Here is a 17539-nt window from a genome sequence, read left to right as displayed (position 1 = left end):
CGCCGGTCAGGAACCGTATGGGCCTTGGCCGTAGGGGTACGGGGACGGGTTCTGCGGTGTCCCCGGCCCATAGGGGTTGCCCGGCGGGTACGGGGCGTACGGATGTCCTTGTGGCGGGTACGGGGTGTACGGATTCCCCGGCGGATACGGGTTCCCCGGCGGCGGCACGAACCCATTGGGCGGTGGGTACGCGGGCGGTTGCGCGGGCCGCGGCGTCGGCAGTGTCGCGGGATGGGCGCCCAGTCGGATCCCGTAGCGGCGGCGGAGCCGGTTCATCTCCAGGACCGCTATGGCCGTGACCGTCACCGGCGCGCCCAGGATGAAGACGATGCCCATCTTGAAGCTGAGCCCGTGCAGGTCGCCCGTGAGCAGGTCCGGGAGCGCCATCAGCCATGTCGTCACCGTGGCGAGCAGCGGTGGCAGGCACCGGTGGACGGCGGCCGTACCGAAGAAGTTCCCGGACACCTGCACCGCTCCGTAGGCCACCATGCCGGTCAGCCAGAGCGCCGTGAAGCCGAGCGGCACCAGCCAGAAGCCGCCGAGCGCCGTCGTCGCCTGCCACAGGAACACCAACCCGACGACCGAGCCGATGAAGAACAGCAGCAGCTTGAGCGCGTTGACGAGCGGCACCCGCATCTGGCGGACGGTCCCGGTGCGGCGCCACACGAAGAGCATCACGCCGACCGTCAGCGGCGTGATGAACAGCACGACGACGGACGCCGTCAGCATGTTCTCCAGCACTTCTTCGAAGTTGAACTTGCGCTGCACGAAGGTGTACACGCCGAAGGCCGCGACCGCTCCGGCGATAATGCGTGCCTTCTTGAGCCGATCCACGGACGCATCGACCGACTCCGGGATCCACGCCGGGTGGTACAACGCCTGCGCCACCTGTTTCGGCCGCAGGATCGATCGCACCGTCAGCCTGTCGCTCATCCAGTTCCCGCGCGTACCGGCCAACTTCCGCTCCCCCGAGTCGTCGTCGCGTGATCGTCGGGGATTTTACGGGAAGCGGACGGACTCCCGCCGCCCGCTTCCCAGACCCGCGTCCTCCTACCGGCCGCGCAGCTCCCGGTACTTGGCGACAAGCGCCTTCGTCGACTCGTCGAGACCCGGCACGTCCGCGCCGTCCGTCAGCGCCGGCTCCACACGCTTGGCGAGGACCTTGCCGAGCTCGACGCCCCACTGGTCGAAGGAGTCGATGTTCCACACGGCGCCCTGGACGAACACCTTGTGTTCGTAGAGGGCGACCAACTGGCCCAGCACCGAAGGGGTCAGCTCGCGCGCGAGGATCGTGGTCGTGGGGTGGTTGCCCTGGAACGTCTTGTGCGGCACCAGCTCCTCGGGCACCCCCTCGGAGCGCACCTCGTCCGGTGTCTTGCCGAAGGCGAGGGCCTGCGTCTGCGCGAAGAAGTTCGCCATCAGCAGGTCGTGCTGGGCGACCAGCCCCGGCAGCAGATCGGCGACCGGCTCGGCGAAGCCGATGAAGTCGGCCGGGATCAACTTGGTGCCCTGGTGGATGAGTTGGTAGTACGCGTGCTGCCCGTTGGTGCCCGGCGTGCCCCACACGACCGGCCCGGTCTGCCATCCCACGGGGTGGCCGTCGCGGTCCACCGACTTGCCGTTGGACTCCATGTCCAGCTGCTGCAAGTACGCCGTGAACTTGGACAGGTAGTGCGAGTAGGGCAGTACGGCGTGCGACTGGGCGTCGTGGAAGTTGCCGTACCAGATACCCAGCAGGCCCAGGAGCAGCGGCACGTTGGACTCGGCGGGAGCCGTGCGGAAGTGCTCGTCGACGAGAAGGAACCCGTTGAGCATCTCCCGGAAGTGGTTCGGGCCGATGGCGATCATCAAGGACAGGCCGATCGCCGAGTCGTACGAGTAGCGCCCGCCGACCCAGTCCCAGAACCCGAACATGTTGGCCGTGTCGATGCCGAAGTCCGACACCTTCTCGGCGTTCGTCGACAGTGCCACGAAGTGCTTCGCGACGGCGTCCTGACCGGCTCTCAGCTCGGTCAGCAGCCAGTCGCGCGCGGAGGTCGCGTTGGTGATCGTCTCGATCGTGGTGAACGTCTTCGAGGCGATGATGAACAGCGTCTCGGCCGCGTCGAGGTCGCGGACGGCCTCGTGCAGATCGGCGCCGTCCACGTTCGACACGAACCGGACCGTCAGATCCCGGTCCGTGAACGAACGCAGCACCTCGTACGCCATCGCCGGACCGAGGTCGGAGCCGCCGATGCCGATGTTGACGACGTTCTTGATGCGCTTGCCGGTGTGTCCGGTCCAGGCGCCGGAGCGGACGCGCTCGGCGAAGTCACCCATCTTGTCGAGCACCGCGTGCACCGCGGGGACGACGTTCTCCCCGTCGACCTCGATCACGGCGTCGCGCGGGGCGCGCAGCGCGGTGTGCAGCACCGCGCGGTCCTCGGTGACGTTGATCTTCTCGCCCCGGAACATGGCGTCCCGCAGCCCGAAGACGTCGGTCGCCGCGGCCAGCTCGCGCAGCAGCCGCAGCGTCTCGTCGGTGACCAGGTGCTTGGAGTAGTCGACGTGCAGATCGCCGACCTGAAGTGTGTAGCCGGAGCCGCGCCCGGGATCGGCCGCGAACAGGTCCCGCAGATGGGTGTCCGCGAACTCCTCGCGGTGCTTGGCCAGAGCGGTCCACTCGGGCGTCTGGTTGAGCCTGGTACGGCTGTCTGCGTTCATCTCGGACTTCCGCCTTCTTTCCTGCCTGTGCTGCTGCGTACCTTGCCCCGCTGCCGGTCCCAACCTAATTGATCAGGGCTTGACGCGAGCTGTCGTCACGCCGTCGTCCGGCTCAACAACAGATACGTCCGGCTTGAGCGCGGGTATCAGCGAGATGACGGCGAACGCGAAGAGCACGGCCGCCAACAGCGCGGGCCCGTTCAGCCCGTACGCCCCCGCCACCGCGCCGCCCAGGAGGGCGCCGATCGGGGCCCCGGAGGTGGAGGCGGTACGGAACGCGGAGCTGATGCGGCCGACCATGTCCGCGGGGCTGCGCTGCTGCATCAGCGTGACCTGGTTGACGTTCCAGACCATGTTCATCAGTCCGAGCAGCGCCATGCCCACGATGAGGGCGCCGAGGTGACGGACGGTGCCCATCAGCAGCAGCGACGCCGTCTGGACGGATCCGCCCAGCAGCAGGCTGCGGGCCCGCCCGAACCGGCGCGCGACTCGCTGAGCGACGAAGCCGCCGCTGAAGCTGCCCGCCGAGTACGCCGTCATCGCCGCCGCGTATCCCGCGTTCCCTGTGTGCAGCCAGCGCGTCACGTGCAGCACCAGGGTGGCGATGAGCGCGCCCATGCCGATGTTGCACAGCAGGGTGGCCGTGCACGTCGCCCGCAGTACCCGGTCGCGCCACAGCGCGCGCAGTCCCTCGGCTATCTCGGCGCGCAGCGTGCTTCCGGCCGGCCGGGGCTCCCGCTCGGGCGCCCGGATCCGCAGTGAGGCCACCAGTGCGGCGGCGAGCAGATAGGTGGCCGCGTCCGCCGTGAACGGCATGGCGGCCCCGACGGTCAGCAGCAGCGGCACGAAGGGACCCGCGAGCAGTCCTCCGGCGAGCCGCTGGCCGGTCATCAGTCTCGCGTTGGCGCTGCCGAGGGCCTCTTTGTCCACCAGCGACGGCAGCAGGGCCGTGGCCGCGTTGTCGAAGAGGGTCTGGAGGGTGGTCAAGGTGAAGGCGAGGGTGATCAGCAGGGCGATCGACGCGTGCCCGAACCCGACGGCCAGGGCGAAGGAGGCCACCAGTGCGCCGCGTACCGTGTCCACGGCCCACATCGCCCGCCGCTGGTCCACTCGGTCGGCGAGCGCCCCGCCCAGCAGCCCGAAAAGAAGCCACGGGAGATAGCCGCAGGCCGTCACGGAGGCGATGACGAGCGGATCGTCGGTGAGCCGCACGGCGAGCAGCGGCAGCGCGGCGGTGCGCAGGGCGTCCCCGAACTGCGACACCACGGCCGCGGTCCACAGCCGCCCGAATCCCCCGCGCCACGCGGGCGCCCGCACACCCGCCACTTCAGCCGTCGTCACAACGCCCCCTCTGGTTCCGCCACTTCAAGAACCGTAGAGGGCACCACTGACAATCGACCGCCACGCAGCGGGGCACGGACGCGGGATCCAGTCACGGCACGGAAATCCGCGCGCGAGACAGCTCCGGCCGGCATGACCACGTGGGGCGCACGCCCGTACGCCCCACGACAACCGTGCGATACAGCTCCGGCCAGGCACCCCTCGGTGCCCGGCCGGTTCTCAACTTCTAGATTTCGCCCCGCAGTTTGGCGAGCGCCTCGGCGAGGATCGCCTCGCCGTCCGCGTCACTGCGCCGCTCCCGTACGTACGCGAGGTGCGTCTTGTACGGCTCGGTGCGCGGCGGGTCCGGCGGGTTGTCCCGGTCCTGTCCTGCGGGGAAGCCGCAGCGCGGGCAGTCCCAGGTCTCGGGAACCTGCGCGTCGCTGGCGAAGCTGGGGACCGTCTCGTGCCCGTTGGAGCACCAGAAGGAGATGCGCAGCCGGGGTGCGGACTCGCCGCGCTCGGCCTCGCCCATCGGCCCCGCCCCGACCCGGCTTCCTCGGATCGCGTTGCCACTTGCCACGGTCGTAACTCCCTGCGTGATGGTGCCGCGAAGCGAGTCGGCGTGACGCTTCGCTGCGAGCGCCTCAGTCTACGTAAGGCCCAACGCGCGTCCAGTGATTGGAGTTACACCCCCGCCCCTAGACGCAAGCCCCATGATAGGCCGCGCCTGCGGGCGCGTACCGGACATGGGGCCTTACGTGCGGAATGTGCTTGCGTAATGTGCAGTTGTGCTGCCGTACCGATGTCAGCCGGTGATCAGTTGTTGACCTTCATCAGGATGCCGAGCACGACAATGCACGCGAACCAGAGCAGACCGATCACCACGGTGATGCGGTCGAGGTTGCGCTCGGCGACCGAGGAGCCACCGACGGACGACTGCATGCCGCCACCGAACATGTCGGAGAGGCCGCCGCCCTTGCCCTTGTGCATCAGCACCAGCAGCATCAGCAGCAGGCTGAAGACGATGAGGGCGATCGAGAACCCCATAACCACGGCTGGACCAACTTCCTCGGATCTGGATCGACGACGGGGGCCCGGTGGCCACGCGGCAGAGCCGCACATGGATAAGCGCACCAGACCCCCGCAAGGGTACGACGGATCGCCGCTACCGCCTACTCACTGCTCGGCTCACTGGTCGCGGAACCGGACGATCTTGACGAACTCGTCGGCGTCGAGCGAGGCGCCGCCGACCAGGGCGCCGTCGATGTCGGGCTTCGCCATGATCTCGGCGACGTTCCCGGACTTCACGGAGCCGCCGTACTGGATGCGGACCTGGTCGGCCAGCTCCTGCGAGTACAGCTCGGCGAGCTTGCCGCGGATCGCCGCGCAGACCTCCTGGGCGTCGTCGGCGCCGCAGACCTTGCCGGTGCCGATGGCCCAGACGGGCTCGTAAGCGATCACGATGGACTCGGCCTGCTCGGCCGGGAGGTCCTTGAGGCCGCCCTCGACCTGCGCGAGCGTGTGCGAGACGTGGTTGCCCGCCTCGCGGATCTCCAGCTCCTCGCCGACGCACAGGATCGGGGTCAGGCCGTGCTTGTACGCGGCCTTGACCTTTGCGTTGACGATCTCGTCGGTCTCGGCGTGGTACTGGCGGCGCTCGGAGTGCCCGATCGCCACGTACGTGCACTTCAGCTTGGCCAGCATCGGGCCGGAGATCTCGCCGGTGTACGCGCCGGAGTCGTGCGCCGAGATGTCCTGGGCGCCGTACTTGATCTTGAGCTTGTCGCCGTCGACCAGGGTCTGCACGGAGCGCAGGTCGGTGAAGGGCGGCAGGACGGCGACCTCACAGGCGTCGTAGTCCTTGTCGGCCAGGGCGAAGGCGAGCTTCTGGACGTGGGCGATGGCCTCGAGGTGGTTGAGGTTCATCTTCCAGTTGCCCGCCATCAGCGGCGTGCGAGTGGTCATGCGGGGTCAGTCCTCCAGTGCGGCGAGGCCGGGGAGCGTCTTGCCCTCGAGGTATTCGAGGGAGGCGCCGCCGCCGGTCGAGATGTGGCCGAATGCCGTCTCGTCGAAGCCCAGGATGCGGACGGCCGCGGCGGAGTCGCCACCGCCGACGACCGTGAAGGCCGGGGAGTCGAGAAGGGCCTGGGCGACCGCCTTGGTGCCCTCGGCGTAGTCGGGGTGCTCGAAGACGCCCATCGGACCGTTCCAGAAGACGGTGGCCGCGTCGGCGAGCTTCGATGCGTACAGCTTGCGGGTCTCGGGACCGATGTCCAGACCCTCCTGGTCGGCCGGGATGGCGTCCGCGGCGACGGTGGTGGGGTTGGCCGGAGCCTTCGTCTTCAGGTCCGGGAACTCCGTGGAGACGAGGACGTCGACGGGGAGGACCAGCTCGACGCCGTTCTTCTCCGCGCGAGCGATGTACTCCTGGACGGCCGGAACCTGGTCCTCCTGGAGGAGGGAGATGCCGACCTCGTGGCCCTGGGCCTTGAGGAAGGTGTACGCCATGCCGCCGCCGATGAGCAGACGGTCGGCCTTGCCGAGCAGCTGGTCGATGACGGCGAGCTTGTCGGAGACCTTGGCGCCACCGAGCGCGACCACGTAGGGGCGCTTGACGTCCTCGGTGAGCTTCTTCAGGACGCCGACCTCGGTGGCGATGAGGTAACCGGCGTAGTGCGGGAGGCGCGCCGGAAGGTCGAAGACCGAGGCATGCTTGCGGTGCACGGCACCGAAACCGTCACCCACGTAGACGTCGACCAGGGCAGCCAGCTGGTCGGCGAACTCACCACGCTCGGTGTCGTCCTTCGACGTCTCACCGGCGTTGAAGCGCAGGTTCTCGATGACCGCGACCTGGCCGGGCTCCAGACCGTTCACGGCGTCGTGGGCGGCGGGGCCGACGGTGTCCTGGGCGAACGCGACGGGCGCGCCGAGGAGTTCCCCGAGGCGCTCGGCGGCGGGAAGCAGGGAGAAGGCCGGGTCCGGGGCGCCCTTGGGGCGGCCCAGGTGCGAGGCGACGACCACCTTGGCGCCGGCCCCGGCCAGCGCCTTGACGGTCGGCAGGACGGCGCGGATACGGCCGTCGTCGGTGATGAGGCCTTCGGCCAGCGGCACGTTCAGGTCGGCGCGGACGAAGACCCGCTTGCCGTCCACGCCTTCGGCGAGAAGTTCGTCGATCGTCTTCATAAAGGGACTCCTAGGGAAGGCTCTTCAGATCCGAGAGGGCTGATCGATCAGTACGTAGCACAGGGCCCGGACAGCGCGGCTTTGCGCTGCCCGAGCCCTGGCTCACATCGAGGTGCCTGCTCTGGGACTTAGAGCTGGCCGCCGACGAAGACCGTGAGGTCGACGAGGCGGTTGGAGTAGCCCCACTCGTTGTCGTACCAGCCGAGGATCTTCACCGAGTTCCCCTCCTGGACCATGGTCAGGGAGGAGTCGAAGGTGCAGGAGGACGGGTCGCTGACGATGTCCGAGGAGACGATCGGGTCCTCGGTGTACGACAGGTAGCCCTTGAGGTCGCCGTCCTCGGCGGCCTTCTTGAACGCGGCGTTGACCTCGTCCTTGGTGACCTCGCGCTGCAGCTCGACAACCAGGTCGGTGGCCGAACCGGTCGGGACCGGGACGCGCATGGCGATGCCGTCCAGCTTGCCCTTGAGCTGCGGGAGGACCAGGGCGGTGGCCTTGGCGGCACCCGTCGTGGTCGGGATGATGTTCTCGGCGGCGGCGCGGGCGCGGCGCAGGTCCGAGTGCGGGAAGTCCAGGATGCGCTGGTCGTTCGTGTACGCGTGGACCGTCGTCATCAGGCCCTTGACGATGCCGAAGTTCTCGTCGAGAACCTTGGCCATCGGCGCCACACAGTTGGTGGTGCAGGAGGCGTTGGAGATGACGTGGTGGTTGGCCGCGTCGTACTTGTCCTGGTTGACGCCCATCACGATGGTGATGTCCTCGTCCTTGGCCGGAGCCGAGATGAGGACCTTCTTGGCGCCGCCGGCGATGTGCTTCTCGGCGTCGGCCTTCTTGGTGAAGATGCCGGTCGACTCGATGACGATGTCGACGCCCAGGTCGCCCCACGGGATGTCGGCGGGGTTGCGCTCGGAGAGCACCTTGATGGTGTGGCCGTCGACGGTGATCGTGTCGGCGGTGTGCGACACCTCGGCCTTGAGGCGGCCCAGGATGGTGTCGTACTTGAGCAGGTGAGCGGTGGTCGCGGTGTCACCCAGGTCGTTGACAGCCACGATCTCGATGTCAGCACCCTGCTCCAGCAGCGCGCGGAAGTAGTTACGACCGATGCGGCCAAAGCCGTTGATGCCTACGCGGATCGTCACGAACCGATCTCCTCGTTAGGTACGCCGACTCAGATGCCGGCGAGTTTGTATGGGATGTCCCCGACCGCCTACGACCCTACCTCCCTGAGGCTCCTGGAGTGACATCCAGATGCCCCATACACGGCAGGGTGTTCCGTACCCACCAGTAGGGGTACGGAACACCCTCGATGTTGACGAGACCGTCACCCGGGGTCAGCCCTTGAGTGCCGTCAGCGCCTTCCCGATGAGGGCCGCACGGTCGGCCGCCGCGGTGACGTGCTCCAGGCCGTAGCCCAGCAGCACGGTGTCGCCCGTGGTGATCCCTCCGTACGTCTTGAAGAGCTCTCCGTAGCGCGCCCAGTCCTTGAGGACGGCCGGGCTGCCCGCGGGCGGTCCGGGGACGCTCCAGGGGCCGAGCGAGGACTCGAAGCCCTCGGTCTCGGTGGCCGCCCCGCCGACGACGAGCGAAGCGTTGTCCGTGAGGACACCGTGGCCGCCGGTGCTCGGGTCGGTGATGTAGCTGAGCGAGACCTCGATCGACTTGCCGGCGTAGGCGCTCAGGTCGTAGTTGACTTGCTGCCAGCCGCTGGAGGCGCCGGTGATGCTGTTCCAGGATCCGCTGGTGCCGGTGTTGGTGCAGCCGGCCGTGCTGAAGGTCAGATACCGCTTGAGGGAGGGGTGCTCCCTGATCAGGAATCCGGCCTCGCACTCCGCGGGAACCGTGTTGCTGGTGGCGCCGCCCGCCTCGGGCAGTGTCGTCCAGTCGTCGGCCCCGGTGGTGTGGACTTCGAGCACCACGTGGTCGTAGCCGGGCTCGACGTCCCACAGGAGCTGGGAACGGAGCGTCGGCTTGTCCGCCGCTCCGACACCGGTGAGGTCGATGGTGCGGGTGAGGCGCTTGTAGGCGTCGTCGGTGTGGACGGCGGCGGCCATGTACGAGCCCGCGTAGGGCCCGTACGGGTTGGCGGTCCCGGCGAACTGCCCCGCTCCGGCGCTCGACGCGAACTGCGGGTACTGCGCGGCGGGCAGCGTGTCCGAGGTGACGCTGTAGGTACCCGCCGCGTTCAGCGGGTTGCCGGGCGCGTCGCCGAGTGCCCCCGTGAAGCCGGTGAGCTTCCCGGAGCCGGTGAAGCCGGTGGCCCCCGGAGTGGACGTACGGGAGTAGGCGCCCAGGTAGTACTGGCTGAAGTCGTTCGAGAAGGTGCCGCCACCGAGGTCGACGCTGCCGCCGGCGAGCTCGCCCGCCTCGACCAGCTTGCCGCCCTCGTTGAGGAAGGCGCGCAGCTGGAGCTGGGTGGCGACGCCCGGCCGTAGGGCGCCGGTGTAGTGGACGACCGTCTTGAAGTGGTCGAGCACGCCGAGCGCGTCGGGCGCGCCCAGGGTCGCGACGTCCCAGACGAGGGGCTTCTTGCCGTTGGCCTTCAGGGCGTCCACGTACGCCTGGGACTGTGTGGCGGTCGCGCCTTCCTCGGCGACGACCAGCGTGTCGGCCTTCGGCCGCTCGGCCACGGTGTACGTGAAGTGCGTACTGGAGGTGCGCTTCCCGCTCTTCGTCCTGCCGGCGTACCAGACCTCGACCTTGTCGCCCGGGTCGCCGTCCTGGACCTTGGCGCGGTACTCGTCGAAGTAGAGGTTGTCCCTGCCGCCGTAGGTCTCGCCGCCCTTCCATGCCTTGAGCGCCATGTCCTGCGTACGGCCGCCGTTGACGCGGTACTTGAGCTCCTTGTCGCGTACGGACCTGCGGACGACGACGGAGACCTCCTGGTCGGCTCCGCGGGAGTACGACGTCGTGAAGGTGGCCGGGGTGAAGTCGGGGGCGTCGATGCCGACCGAGGAGGACGGCGTGTCGGGGTGGGCCGCGGTCTCGGCGACGGAGAGCGCGAACGGGATGTTCTTCTCGAACTCCTGCTCGATCAGCTTCTCGTCGTCTGGGAAGGTGAAGACCGAGGCGCAGTCGGCCGCGTTCCAGGCGTCGCCCGGGTCGAGGTTCGACGCGGTCTGGCAGGTCGACATCTCGGGGGTGAACATCGCGATGCCGTTGACGTTGCCCGCGTGGCCGTCCGCCTCGCCGTTGGTGGTGTAGAGCTCCGAGGAGACCTGCGGGTGGTAGCCCGGGATCGCCGAGTTCTCGGGGGTTCCGGCGAGCGACTTGTAGAGCACGTCGTCCGGGGTCGGTGTCGCCACCTGCCAGCCCACTCCGTAGAGGAGCAGTTCGGCGGCGGAGTGGTAGTTGATGCCGTACGTGAAGCCGATGCGCTTCTCGAAGGCGTCGAGGGCCTTGGTCTCGGGCTCGGAGCTGGGGCTCGTGCCGCGGTAGGTCTCGCTGGTGGGGTTGGGGGACGAACCCTCGTCGTCGTAGCCCCACTTGTAGGCGAAGTTGCGGTTGAGGTCGACGCCGTCGCCGGTGGAGATGACGCCGTCGCCGTTCACGTCCCGCAGGTTCTTGCGCCACTGGCGCGCGTCCGCGTCCTTGAACGTGTAGTCGTAGCCGTCGGGGTTGGCGGACAGGACGAACCACAGTTCGGTGGAGTCGACGATCTTCTTGATGCGCTTGTCCGTCGAGTAGTTGTCCAAGTAGTAGTGCATCAGACGCCGTGTCATCTCGGGCGTGATCCACTCGCGCGCGTGCTGGTTGGACAGGTACAGGACCGACGGTTTGGCGCCGTCCTTGGTCTTCTTGGCGCCCTTGGTCAGTTTGAGCGCCAGGATGTCCTGGCCGTTGACGGTCTTGCCGATGGAGACGACCTTGGTGAGGTCGGGGTGGGCCTCGCCCGTCTTGACGATCTCCTCCTGGAGATTGCCCTTGCCGCTGTAGGGGCGGAACACGCCCTGGGCCGCGTCTTCCACGCGCGCCTCGGCCTTGGCCGACAGGGTGTGCTCGGTGAGCTCGACGCCCTGCTTCTCCAGCTTCTTGGCCTGCTGGTCGGTGACGTAGACCTCGACCGTGCTCTTGCCGTTCTTCCAGGTCGTGTCGCCGAGTTCGTGGCCGTCCTGCCCGGCCGCGAGCAGCAGGGGTACCTGCTGCTTCGTGACCTCCGCATGGAACACCTTCACGGCGTTCGCGTCGGGTTGGGGTGAACTGCCGCTCTGCGCCTGGGCGATGGGCGCCATGCCCGCACCGCCCAGCAGGAGCGCGCCGGTAGCGAGGATCGCTCTCGCTCTTCGTCTCATGAGCCCCCCTTGCATGAGTCCGCCACAGCAGCGAACAGATGCCAGGCTCATGACACTTCATGGTCAAGTCAAGGGCGCCTCACAGACAGGCAAACGCCGGCGCCGATGCCCCAAGTGGGCATCGGCACCGGCGTGTTGGGCTCCTGGTGATCAATCGGGGCTGGTCAGCCCGCGAGGTTGTCCGCCATCTCCTCGGTGAGGTTCGACTCCGTCCCGGGGATGCCCAGGTCCTGGGCCCGCTTGTCGGCCATCGCGAGCAGCCGGCGGATACGGCCGGCGACGGCGTCCTTGGTCAGCGGCGGGTCGGCGAGCGCGCCCAGCTCCTCCAGGGAGGCCTGCTTGTGCTCCATGCGCAGCCGTCCGGCGGCCGCGAGGTGCTCCGGCACCTCGTCGGCGAGGATCTCCAGGGCGCGCTGGACGCGGGCCCCGGCGGCGACGGCGGCGCGGGCCGAGCGGCGCAGGTTGGCGTCGTCGAAGTTGGCGAGCCGGTTCGCCGTGGCGCGGACCTCGCGGCGCATCCGGCGCTCCTCCCAGGCCAGCACGGATTCGTGCGCCCCGAGACGGGTGAGCAGCGCGCCGATCGCGTCACCGTCGCGGACGACCACCCGGTCCACGCCGCGCACCTCGCGGGCCTTCGCGGCGATCGACAGCCGGCGGGCGGCACCGACCAGCGCGAGCGCGGCCTCCGGGCCCGGGCAGGTCACCTCCAGGGAGGAGGAGCGGCCCGGCTCGGTCAGCGAGCCGTGCGCCAGAAAGGCCCCGCGCCAGGCCGCCTCGGCGTCGCAGGTAGCCCCCGAGACCACCTGCGGGGGCAGCCCGCGAATCGGGCGGCCGCGGCCGTCGACGAGCCCGGTCTGGCGGGCCAGCTGGTCGCCGCCCGCGACGACGCGTACGACATAGCGGGAGCCGCGGCGCAGTCCGCCGGGCGCCATCACGATCAGTTCGGAGCTGTGGCCGAAGATCTCCAGGATGTCCCGTTTCAGCCGGCGCGCCGCCATCGCGGTGTCCAGCTCCGCCTCGATCACGATCCGGCCGCTCACCAGGTGAAGGCCGCCCGCGAACCGCAGAATGGCGGAGACCTCCGCCTTTCTGCAGCAGGTCCGGGTGACGGGGAGCCGGGAGATCTCATCCTTCACCGCTGCCGTCATCGCCATGGGCCGATCCTTCCATGCATCCGAAAAATACGGTCGTACGCGGCGGCCAACAGCTCCGGGTCGTGCCGCGGAGATCCGTCGGTCCGGGCCACCGGCGCCAGCTCGACCGCGGCGCCGAACCGCTTGGCGGCGTCGGAAAGTGAGTCGCGGTCGGGCACGGCGGCCTCGTCGGCCAGCACCACGTCCAGGGCGAGTTTAGGGGCGTGTCGTCCCAAAACCTCCAAATGACGCTGCGGGGAGAAGCCATCGGTTTCTCCGGGCTGCGGGGCGAGGTTCAGGGAGAGTACCCGGCGCGCCTTCGTCTGGGTGAGGGCATCGAGGAGCTCGGGCACCAGCAGATGCGGGATCACCGAGGAGAACCAGGAGCCGGGGCCGAGGACCACCCAGTCCGCGTCGAGGACCGCCGCCACGGCCTCGGGGACGGCGGGCGGGTCGTGCGGCACGACGTGCACGGACTGCACCTCGCCGGGCGTGAGCGCCACGGTCGCCTGCCCCCGTACCGTGTCGACGTCCTCCGGCCGCTCCGGGTCGTGCCCCTTGACCAGGGCCTGGAGCTCCAGGGGTACGGCGGACATGGGCAGCACACGGCCGTGCGCGCCCAGCAGCTTGCCGACCAGGTCCAGGGCCTGGACGTGGTCGCCGAGCTGCTCCCACAGGGCGACGATCAGCAGATTGCCGACCGCGTGCTCGTGCAGGTCGCCCTTGGACTGGAAGCGGTGCTGGATGACACGGGCCCAGGTCTGGCCCCAGTCGTCGTCACCGCACAGCGCGGCCAGGGCCTTGCGCAGGTCGCCGGGCGGGAGCACGCCCAGCTCGTCGCGCAGGCGCCCGCTGGATCCGCCGTCGTCGGCCACGGTGACGACGGCGGTGAGGTCGCCGGTGATCCGGCGCAGGGCGGCGAGCGAGGCGGACAGGCCCATGCCGCCGCCGAGGGCGACGACCTTGGGCTGGGCGCCGCGGCGGCGTGGCTTGGCACCGCGCGCCTCGGCGGGCTTGCCTCCCTTGCCCTCGGGGGTCACCCTGCGCAGCCTGCTGAGCCGCAGAGCGGCACGTCCCGTCATTCGCGTCCCATGTCCCGGTGTACGACCACGGTCTCCACGCCCTGGGAGACGAGGCGGGCGGCCAGCTTCTCGGAGGTGGCGACCGAGCGGTGCTTGCCGCCGGTGCAGCCGACCGCGATGGTCACATAGCGCTTGCCCTCACGCCGGTACCCGGCCGCGATGAGCTGGAGCAGCTCGGCGTAGCGGTCGATGAACTCCTTGGCGCCGGGCTGATTGAAGACGTAGGCCGACACCTCCTCGTTCAGACCGGTGAAGGGGCGCAGCTCCGGGACCCAGTGCGGGTTGGGCAGGAACCGCATGTCCACGACCAGGTCGGCGTCGACCGGCAGGCCGTACTTGAAGCCGAAGGACATGACGGTGGCCCGCAGCTCGGGCTCCTCCTCGCCGGCGAACTGGGCGTCCATCTTGGCGCGCAGCTCGTGCACGTTCAGGCTGGAGGTGTCGATGACCAGGTCGGCGTCGCCGCGCAGCTCGCGCAGCAGCTCGCGCTCGGCGTCGATGCCGTCGACGATGCGGCCGTCGCCCTGGAGGGGGTGCGGGCGGCGCACGGACTCGAAGCGGCGCACCAGGGCCTCGTCGGAGGACTCCAGGAAGACGATCCGCCGGGTGACGTGCTTCGACTCCAGGTCGGCGAGGGACTCGCGGAGGTTGTCGAAGAAGCGACGGCCGCGTACGTCGACGACGACCGCGATCCTGGCCACGTTGCCCTGGGAGCGGGCGCCGAGCTCCACCATGGTGGGGATCAGGGCGGGCGGCAGGTTGTCGACGACGAACCAGCCGAGGTCCTCCAGACACTTGGCGGCCGTCGACCGGCCCGCTCCGGACATGCCGGAGATGATCACCAGCTCGGGGATGGCCGCCTCGGGGACCCCGGCCGATTCGATACCCGTACCCACCTGTGCTCCGTCTTCCTGGGGTGCTTCCTGTTCCAGGTGATCTTCGCGTGTCTCCATGTGTGCTTCGTGAGCGCCCTGGCCCTGCGCCGGACGTTCCTCTTCGCGCGCGTCGTTCTCGGTCATCTCTCCTGCCCCCGTCGCTCGTCCGAGGCTCCCGCGGTCACGGGTTCCTCCGGGGAGCCCGCCGTCGTTTCGGGCGCCCCGTCTTCCTCATCTCCCATGATCTCTCCTGTCGCCGTGTTCACGGCGGGTGCGGCCGGGGCCGCCTGGGCGAGAGCCACGGCGATCGTCTCGGCCGTCTTGCGGCCTATGCCGGGAACCTCGCAGATCTGGTCGATAGTCGCGGATCGCAGCTTTTTCACCGAACCGAAGTGCTTGATCAGCGCCTGTTTGCGTGTCTCGCCCAGGCCCGGCACATCGTCGAGCGGGCTCGCCCTGAAGCGCTTGGCCCGCTTGGTGCGCTGGTAGGTGATCGCGAAGCGATGGGCCTCGTCACGGACGCGCTGGAGCAGATACAGCCCCTCGCTGGTGCGCGGCAGGACCACCGGGTCGTCGTCCTCCGGCAGCCACACCTCCTCCAGGCGCTTGGCGAGGCCGCACACGGCGATGTCGTCGATGCCGAGCTCGTCGAGGGCCTTCTTGGCGGCCGCGACCTGCGGCTGGCCGCCGTCGACGACGACGAGCTGCGGGGGGTAGGCGAAGCGCTTGGGACGGCCGTCTTCCTCCGTGAGCCCGGTCTCGCCGTCGGCCCACTCCCCCGTCTTCTCCTTCTCCGCGAGATAGCGCCTGAAGCGGCGGGTGATCACCTCGTGCATGGACCGGACGTCGTCCTGGCCCTCGAAGCCCTTGATCTGGAAGCGCCGGTACTCGCTCTTGCGCTGGAGCCCGTCCTCGAAGACGACCATCGAGGCCACGACGTCGTCGCCCTGGAGGTGCGAGATGTCGTAGCACTCGATCCGCAGGGGCGCGCTGTCCAGGTCGAGGGCCTCGGCGATCTCCTCCAGGGCGCGCGAGCGGGTGGTCAGGTCGGAGGCACGCTTGGTCTTGTGCAGCGCGAGCGACTGGAGCGCGTTGCGCCGCACGGTCTCCATGAGCGCCTTCTTGTCGCCGCGCTGCGGGATGCGGAGCGACACGTTCGACCCGCGCCGCTCGGTGAGCCACTCCTGGACGGGCTCCACCGGGTCGGGCAGCGCGGGGACGAGCACTTCCTTGGGGACGGAGTCGCCCGTCTCCTCCCCGTAGAGCTGCTGGAGCGCGTGCTCGACCAGGTCACCGGTGGTGACGGCCTCCACCTTGTCCGTGACCCAGCCACGCTGGCCGCGCACCCGGCCGCCGCGTACGTGGAAGATCTGCACGGCGGCTTCCAGTTCGTCCTCGGCGACGGCCATCAGGTCGGCGTCGGTCGCGTCGGCGAGCACGACCGCGTTCTTCTCCATGGCCTTCTTCAGGGCCTCGATGTCGTCGCGCAGGCGGGCCGCCCGCTCGTACTCCATCTCCTCGGCCGCGTCGGTCATCTGCTTTTCGAGGCGGCGGAGGTACGTCCCCGTACGGCCGGCCATGAAGTCGCAGAACTCCTCGGCCAGTTCGCGGTGTTCCTCGGCGGAGACGCGCTCGACGCAGGGGGCGGAGCACTTGCCGATGTAGCCGAGGAGGCAGGGGCGACCCGTGCGGGCCGCGTTCTTGAAGACGCCGGCGGAGCAGGTGCGGACGGGGAAGACGCGCAGCAGCAGGTCGACGGTGTCGCGGATCGCCCACGCGTGTCCGTACGGACCGAAGTAGCGCACGCCCTTGCGCTTCTGGCCGCGCATGACCTGCACGCGCGGGAACTCCTCGTTCATGGTCACCGCGAGGTACGGGTAGCTCTTGTCGTCGCGGTACTTGACGTTGAACCGTGGGTCGAACTCCTTGATCCAGGAGTACTCCAGCTGAAGTGCCTCGACCTCCGTGGACACGACCGTCCACTCCACCGACGCGGCCGTCGTGACCATGGTGCGGGTGCGCGGGTGGAGGTTCGCCAGGTCCTGGAAGTAGCTCGCCAGGCGCTGGCGCAGGCTCTTCGCCTTTCCGACGTAGATCACCCGGCGGTGCTCGTCGCGGAATTTGTACACCCCGGGAGAGTCCGGGATCTGTCCCGGCTTGGGGCGGTAGCTGGAGGGGTCGGCCATGTCACACACCCTACTGGCGAGGGCTGACAGCGCGGCGACCCTGTGGACAACGCCGGACGGCTTGCCGGGCGGCCTCCCGGTCAGGCCCTATCGGGACTCCAGGAACGTCAGCACGGCCAGCACACGGCGGTGATCGTCGGTGTCCTCCTGGAGGTGGAGTTTGCCGAGGATGCTGCGGACGTGCTTCTCGATGGTGCCCTCGGTGACCCACAGCCGGCGGCCGATGCCGGCGTTCGAGCGGCCCTCGGCCATCAGGGCGAGGACCTCGCGCTCGCGGGCGCTGAGGAAGGACAGCGGGTCGTCGCGCCGCCGGGCCGAGAACAGCTCCTGCACCAGGGAGGGGTCGACGACCGAACCGCCCTTGCGGATCCGGTCGAGCGACTCGATGAAATCGTCCACGACGGTGACCCGGCTCTTGAGGAGGTAGCCGACCTGGCGTCCGCCCGCCAGCAGCTCCAGGGCGTCCTCGACCTCGACGAACGCCGACAGGACCAGGATGCCGGTGCCCGGGTGGCGCTCGCGGATCGTACGGGCCGCCTTCAGGCCCTCGGTCGAGTGGTTCGGCGGCATCCTTATGTCGACGACCGCCAGGTCCGGGCGCTCGTTGACGACCAGCTCCAGGAGCCGCTCGGCGTCACCGGCCTGTCCGACCACCTCGTAGCCGACCCGCTCGCAGAGGCTCGCCAGGCCCTCCCTGAGCAGGACGTCGTCGTCGGCGAGGACGATCCGCCCCCGCGCGGGCTGCTGATTGGCGTCCATGGTCCC

14 protein-coding genes are annotated in these 17539 nt (G+C 69.2%); all 14 read right to left on the bottom strand.

What is annotated here, in order from left to right:
• Positions 1 to 6: 6 nt before the first annotated feature.
• Positions 7 to 933 (bottom strand): hypothetical protein, encoded by a 927-nt coding sequence (locus tag OIC96_RS36460; protein WP_330303747.1) that lies wholly within the window; start codon positions 931 to 933, stop codon positions 7 to 9.
• A gap of 117 nt (positions 934 to 1050) precedes the next feature.
• On the bottom strand, positions 1051 to 2703 hold the full coding sequence (gene pgi, locus OIC96_RS36455) for a glucose-6-phosphate isomerase (RefSeq protein ID WP_330303748.1): 1653 nt from the start codon (positions 2701 to 2703) through the stop codon (positions 1051 to 1053).
• Positions 2704 to 2775: 72 nt separating this feature from the next.
• Positions 2776 to 4044 (bottom strand): MFS transporter, encoded by a 1269-nt coding sequence (locus OIC96_RS36450; RefSeq protein WP_330303749.1) that lies wholly within the window; start codon positions 4042 to 4044, stop codon positions 2776 to 2778.
• A gap of 226 nt (positions 4045 to 4270) precedes the next feature.
• A complete protein-coding gene (locus OIC96_RS36445) occupies positions 4271 to 4606 on the bottom strand; it encodes an RNA polymerase-binding protein RbpA (RefSeq protein WP_078615979.1) in 336 nt (111 codons plus the stop codon).
• A gap of 236 nt (positions 4607 to 4842) precedes the next feature.
• Positions 4843 to 5073, bottom strand: coding sequence for a preprotein translocase subunit SecG (gene secG / locus OIC96_RS36440; RefSeq protein ID WP_033310747.1), 231 nt, complete (start codon positions 5071 to 5073; stop codon positions 4843 to 4845).
• Between the two features lie 141 nt (positions 5074 to 5214).
• A complete protein-coding gene (tpiA, locus tag OIC96_RS36435) occupies positions 5215 to 5991 on the bottom strand; it encodes a triose-phosphate isomerase (protein ID WP_330303750.1) in 777 nt (258 codons plus the stop codon).
• 6 nt (positions 5992 to 5997) lie between these two features.
• The gene (locus OIC96_RS36430; RefSeq protein WP_330303751.1) at positions 5998 to 7209 is read right to left on the bottom strand and encodes a phosphoglycerate kinase; all 1212 of its coding nucleotides are present in this window, start codon (positions 7207 to 7209) and stop codon (positions 5998 to 6000) included.
• A gap of 128 nt (positions 7210 to 7337) precedes the next feature.
• Complete coding sequence (gene gap / locus OIC96_RS36425) at positions 7338 to 8348, bottom strand: type I glyceraldehyde-3-phosphate dehydrogenase (protein WP_327427859.1); 1011 nt, start codon at positions 8346 to 8348, stop codon at positions 7338 to 7340.
• 192 nt (positions 8349 to 8540) lie between these two features.
• Positions 8541 to 11498: a M14 family metallopeptidase gene (locus tag OIC96_RS36420; protein ID WP_330303752.1), complete on the bottom strand. Its 2958-nt coding sequence runs from the start codon at positions 11496 to 11498 to the stop codon at positions 8541 to 8543.
• A 164-nt stretch (positions 11499 to 11662) separates the two neighbouring features.
• The gene (gene whiA / locus OIC96_RS36415) at positions 11663 to 12652 is read right to left on the bottom strand and encodes a DNA-binding protein WhiA (protein WP_010987695.1); all 990 of its coding nucleotides are present in this window, start codon (positions 12650 to 12652) and stop codon (positions 11663 to 11665) included.
• Positions 12643 to 13713 carry a gluconeogenesis factor YvcK family protein gene (locus OIC96_RS36410; RefSeq protein ID WP_330303753.1) on the bottom strand — a complete coding sequence of 357 codons (1071 nt, stop codon included), beginning with the start codon at positions 13711 to 13713 and terminating at the stop codon, positions 12643 to 12645. Before OIC96_RS36410 ends, whiA begins: the two co-directional genes overlap by 10 nt.
• Positions 13710 to 14732: an RNase adapter RapZ gene (rapZ, locus tag OIC96_RS36405; protein ID WP_330303754.1), complete on the bottom strand. Its 1023-nt coding sequence runs from the start codon at positions 14730 to 14732 to the stop codon at positions 13710 to 13712. The genes OIC96_RS36410 and rapZ overlap by 4 nt, the downstream gene beginning before the upstream one ends.
• A complete protein-coding gene (gene uvrC / locus OIC96_RS36400; protein ID WP_330303755.1) occupies positions 14729 to 16774 on the bottom strand; it encodes an excinuclease ABC subunit UvrC in 2046 nt (681 codons plus the stop codon). The genes rapZ and uvrC overlap by 4 nt, the downstream gene beginning before the upstream one ends.
• A gap of 87 nt (positions 16775 to 16861) precedes the next feature.
• A complete protein-coding gene (locus OIC96_RS36395) occupies positions 16862 to 17533 on the bottom strand; it encodes a response regulator transcription factor (RefSeq protein WP_330303756.1) in 672 nt (223 codons plus the stop codon).
• Positions 17534 to 17539 lie beyond the last annotated feature (6 nt).

Origin of the sequence: Streptomyces sp. NBC_00775 (assembly GCF_036347135.1) — a bacterium.
GTDB lineage: Bacteria > Actinomycetota > Actinomycetes > Streptomycetales > Streptomycetaceae > Streptomyces > Streptomyces lutosisoli.
The sequence above is the reverse complement of the archived record's forward strand: the minus strand, read 5'-3'. Positions and strand labels throughout refer to the sequence as shown.

Coding starts and splice junctions, on each gene's coding strand:
- OIC96_RS36460 (WP_330303747.1), bottom strand. CDS start 933: ATGAGCGACAGGCTGACGGTGCGATCGATCCTGCGGCCGAAACAGGTG.
- pgi (WP_330303748.1), bottom strand. CDS start 2,703: ATGAACGCAGACAGCCGTACCAGGCTCAACCAGACGCCCGAGTGGACC.
- secG (WP_033310747.1), bottom strand. CDS start 5,073: ATGGGGTTCTCGATCGCCCTCATCGTCTTCAGCCTGCTGCTGATGCTG.
- tpiA (WP_330303750.1), bottom strand. CDS start 5,991: ATGACCACTCGCACGCCGCTGATGGCGGGCAACTGGAAGATGAACCTC.
- OIC96_RS36430 (WP_330303751.1), bottom strand. CDS start 7,209: ATGAAGACGATCGACGAACTTCTCGCCGAAGGCGTGGACGGCAAGCGG.
- OIC96_RS36420 (WP_330303752.1), bottom strand. CDS start 11,498: ATGAGACGAAGAGCGAGAGCGATCCTCGCTACCGGCGCGCTCCTGCTG.
- whiA (WP_010987695.1), bottom strand. CDS start 12,652: ATGGCGATGACGGCAGCGGTGAAGGATGAGATCTCCCGGCTCCCCGTC.
- OIC96_RS36410 (WP_330303753.1), bottom strand. CDS start 13,713: ATGACGGGACGTGCCGCTCTGCGGCTCAGCAGGCTGCGCAGGGTGACC.
- rapZ (WP_330303754.1), bottom strand. CDS start 14,732: ATGACCGAGAACGACGCGCGCGAAGAGGAACGTCCGGCGCAGGGCCAG.
- uvrC (WP_330303755.1), bottom strand. CDS start 16,774: ATGGCCGACCCCTCCAGCTACCGCCCCAAGCCGGGACAGATCCCGGAC.
- OIC96_RS36395 (WP_330303756.1), bottom strand. CDS start 17,533: ATGGACGCCAATCAGCAGCCCGCGCGGGGGCGGATCGTCCTCGCCGAC.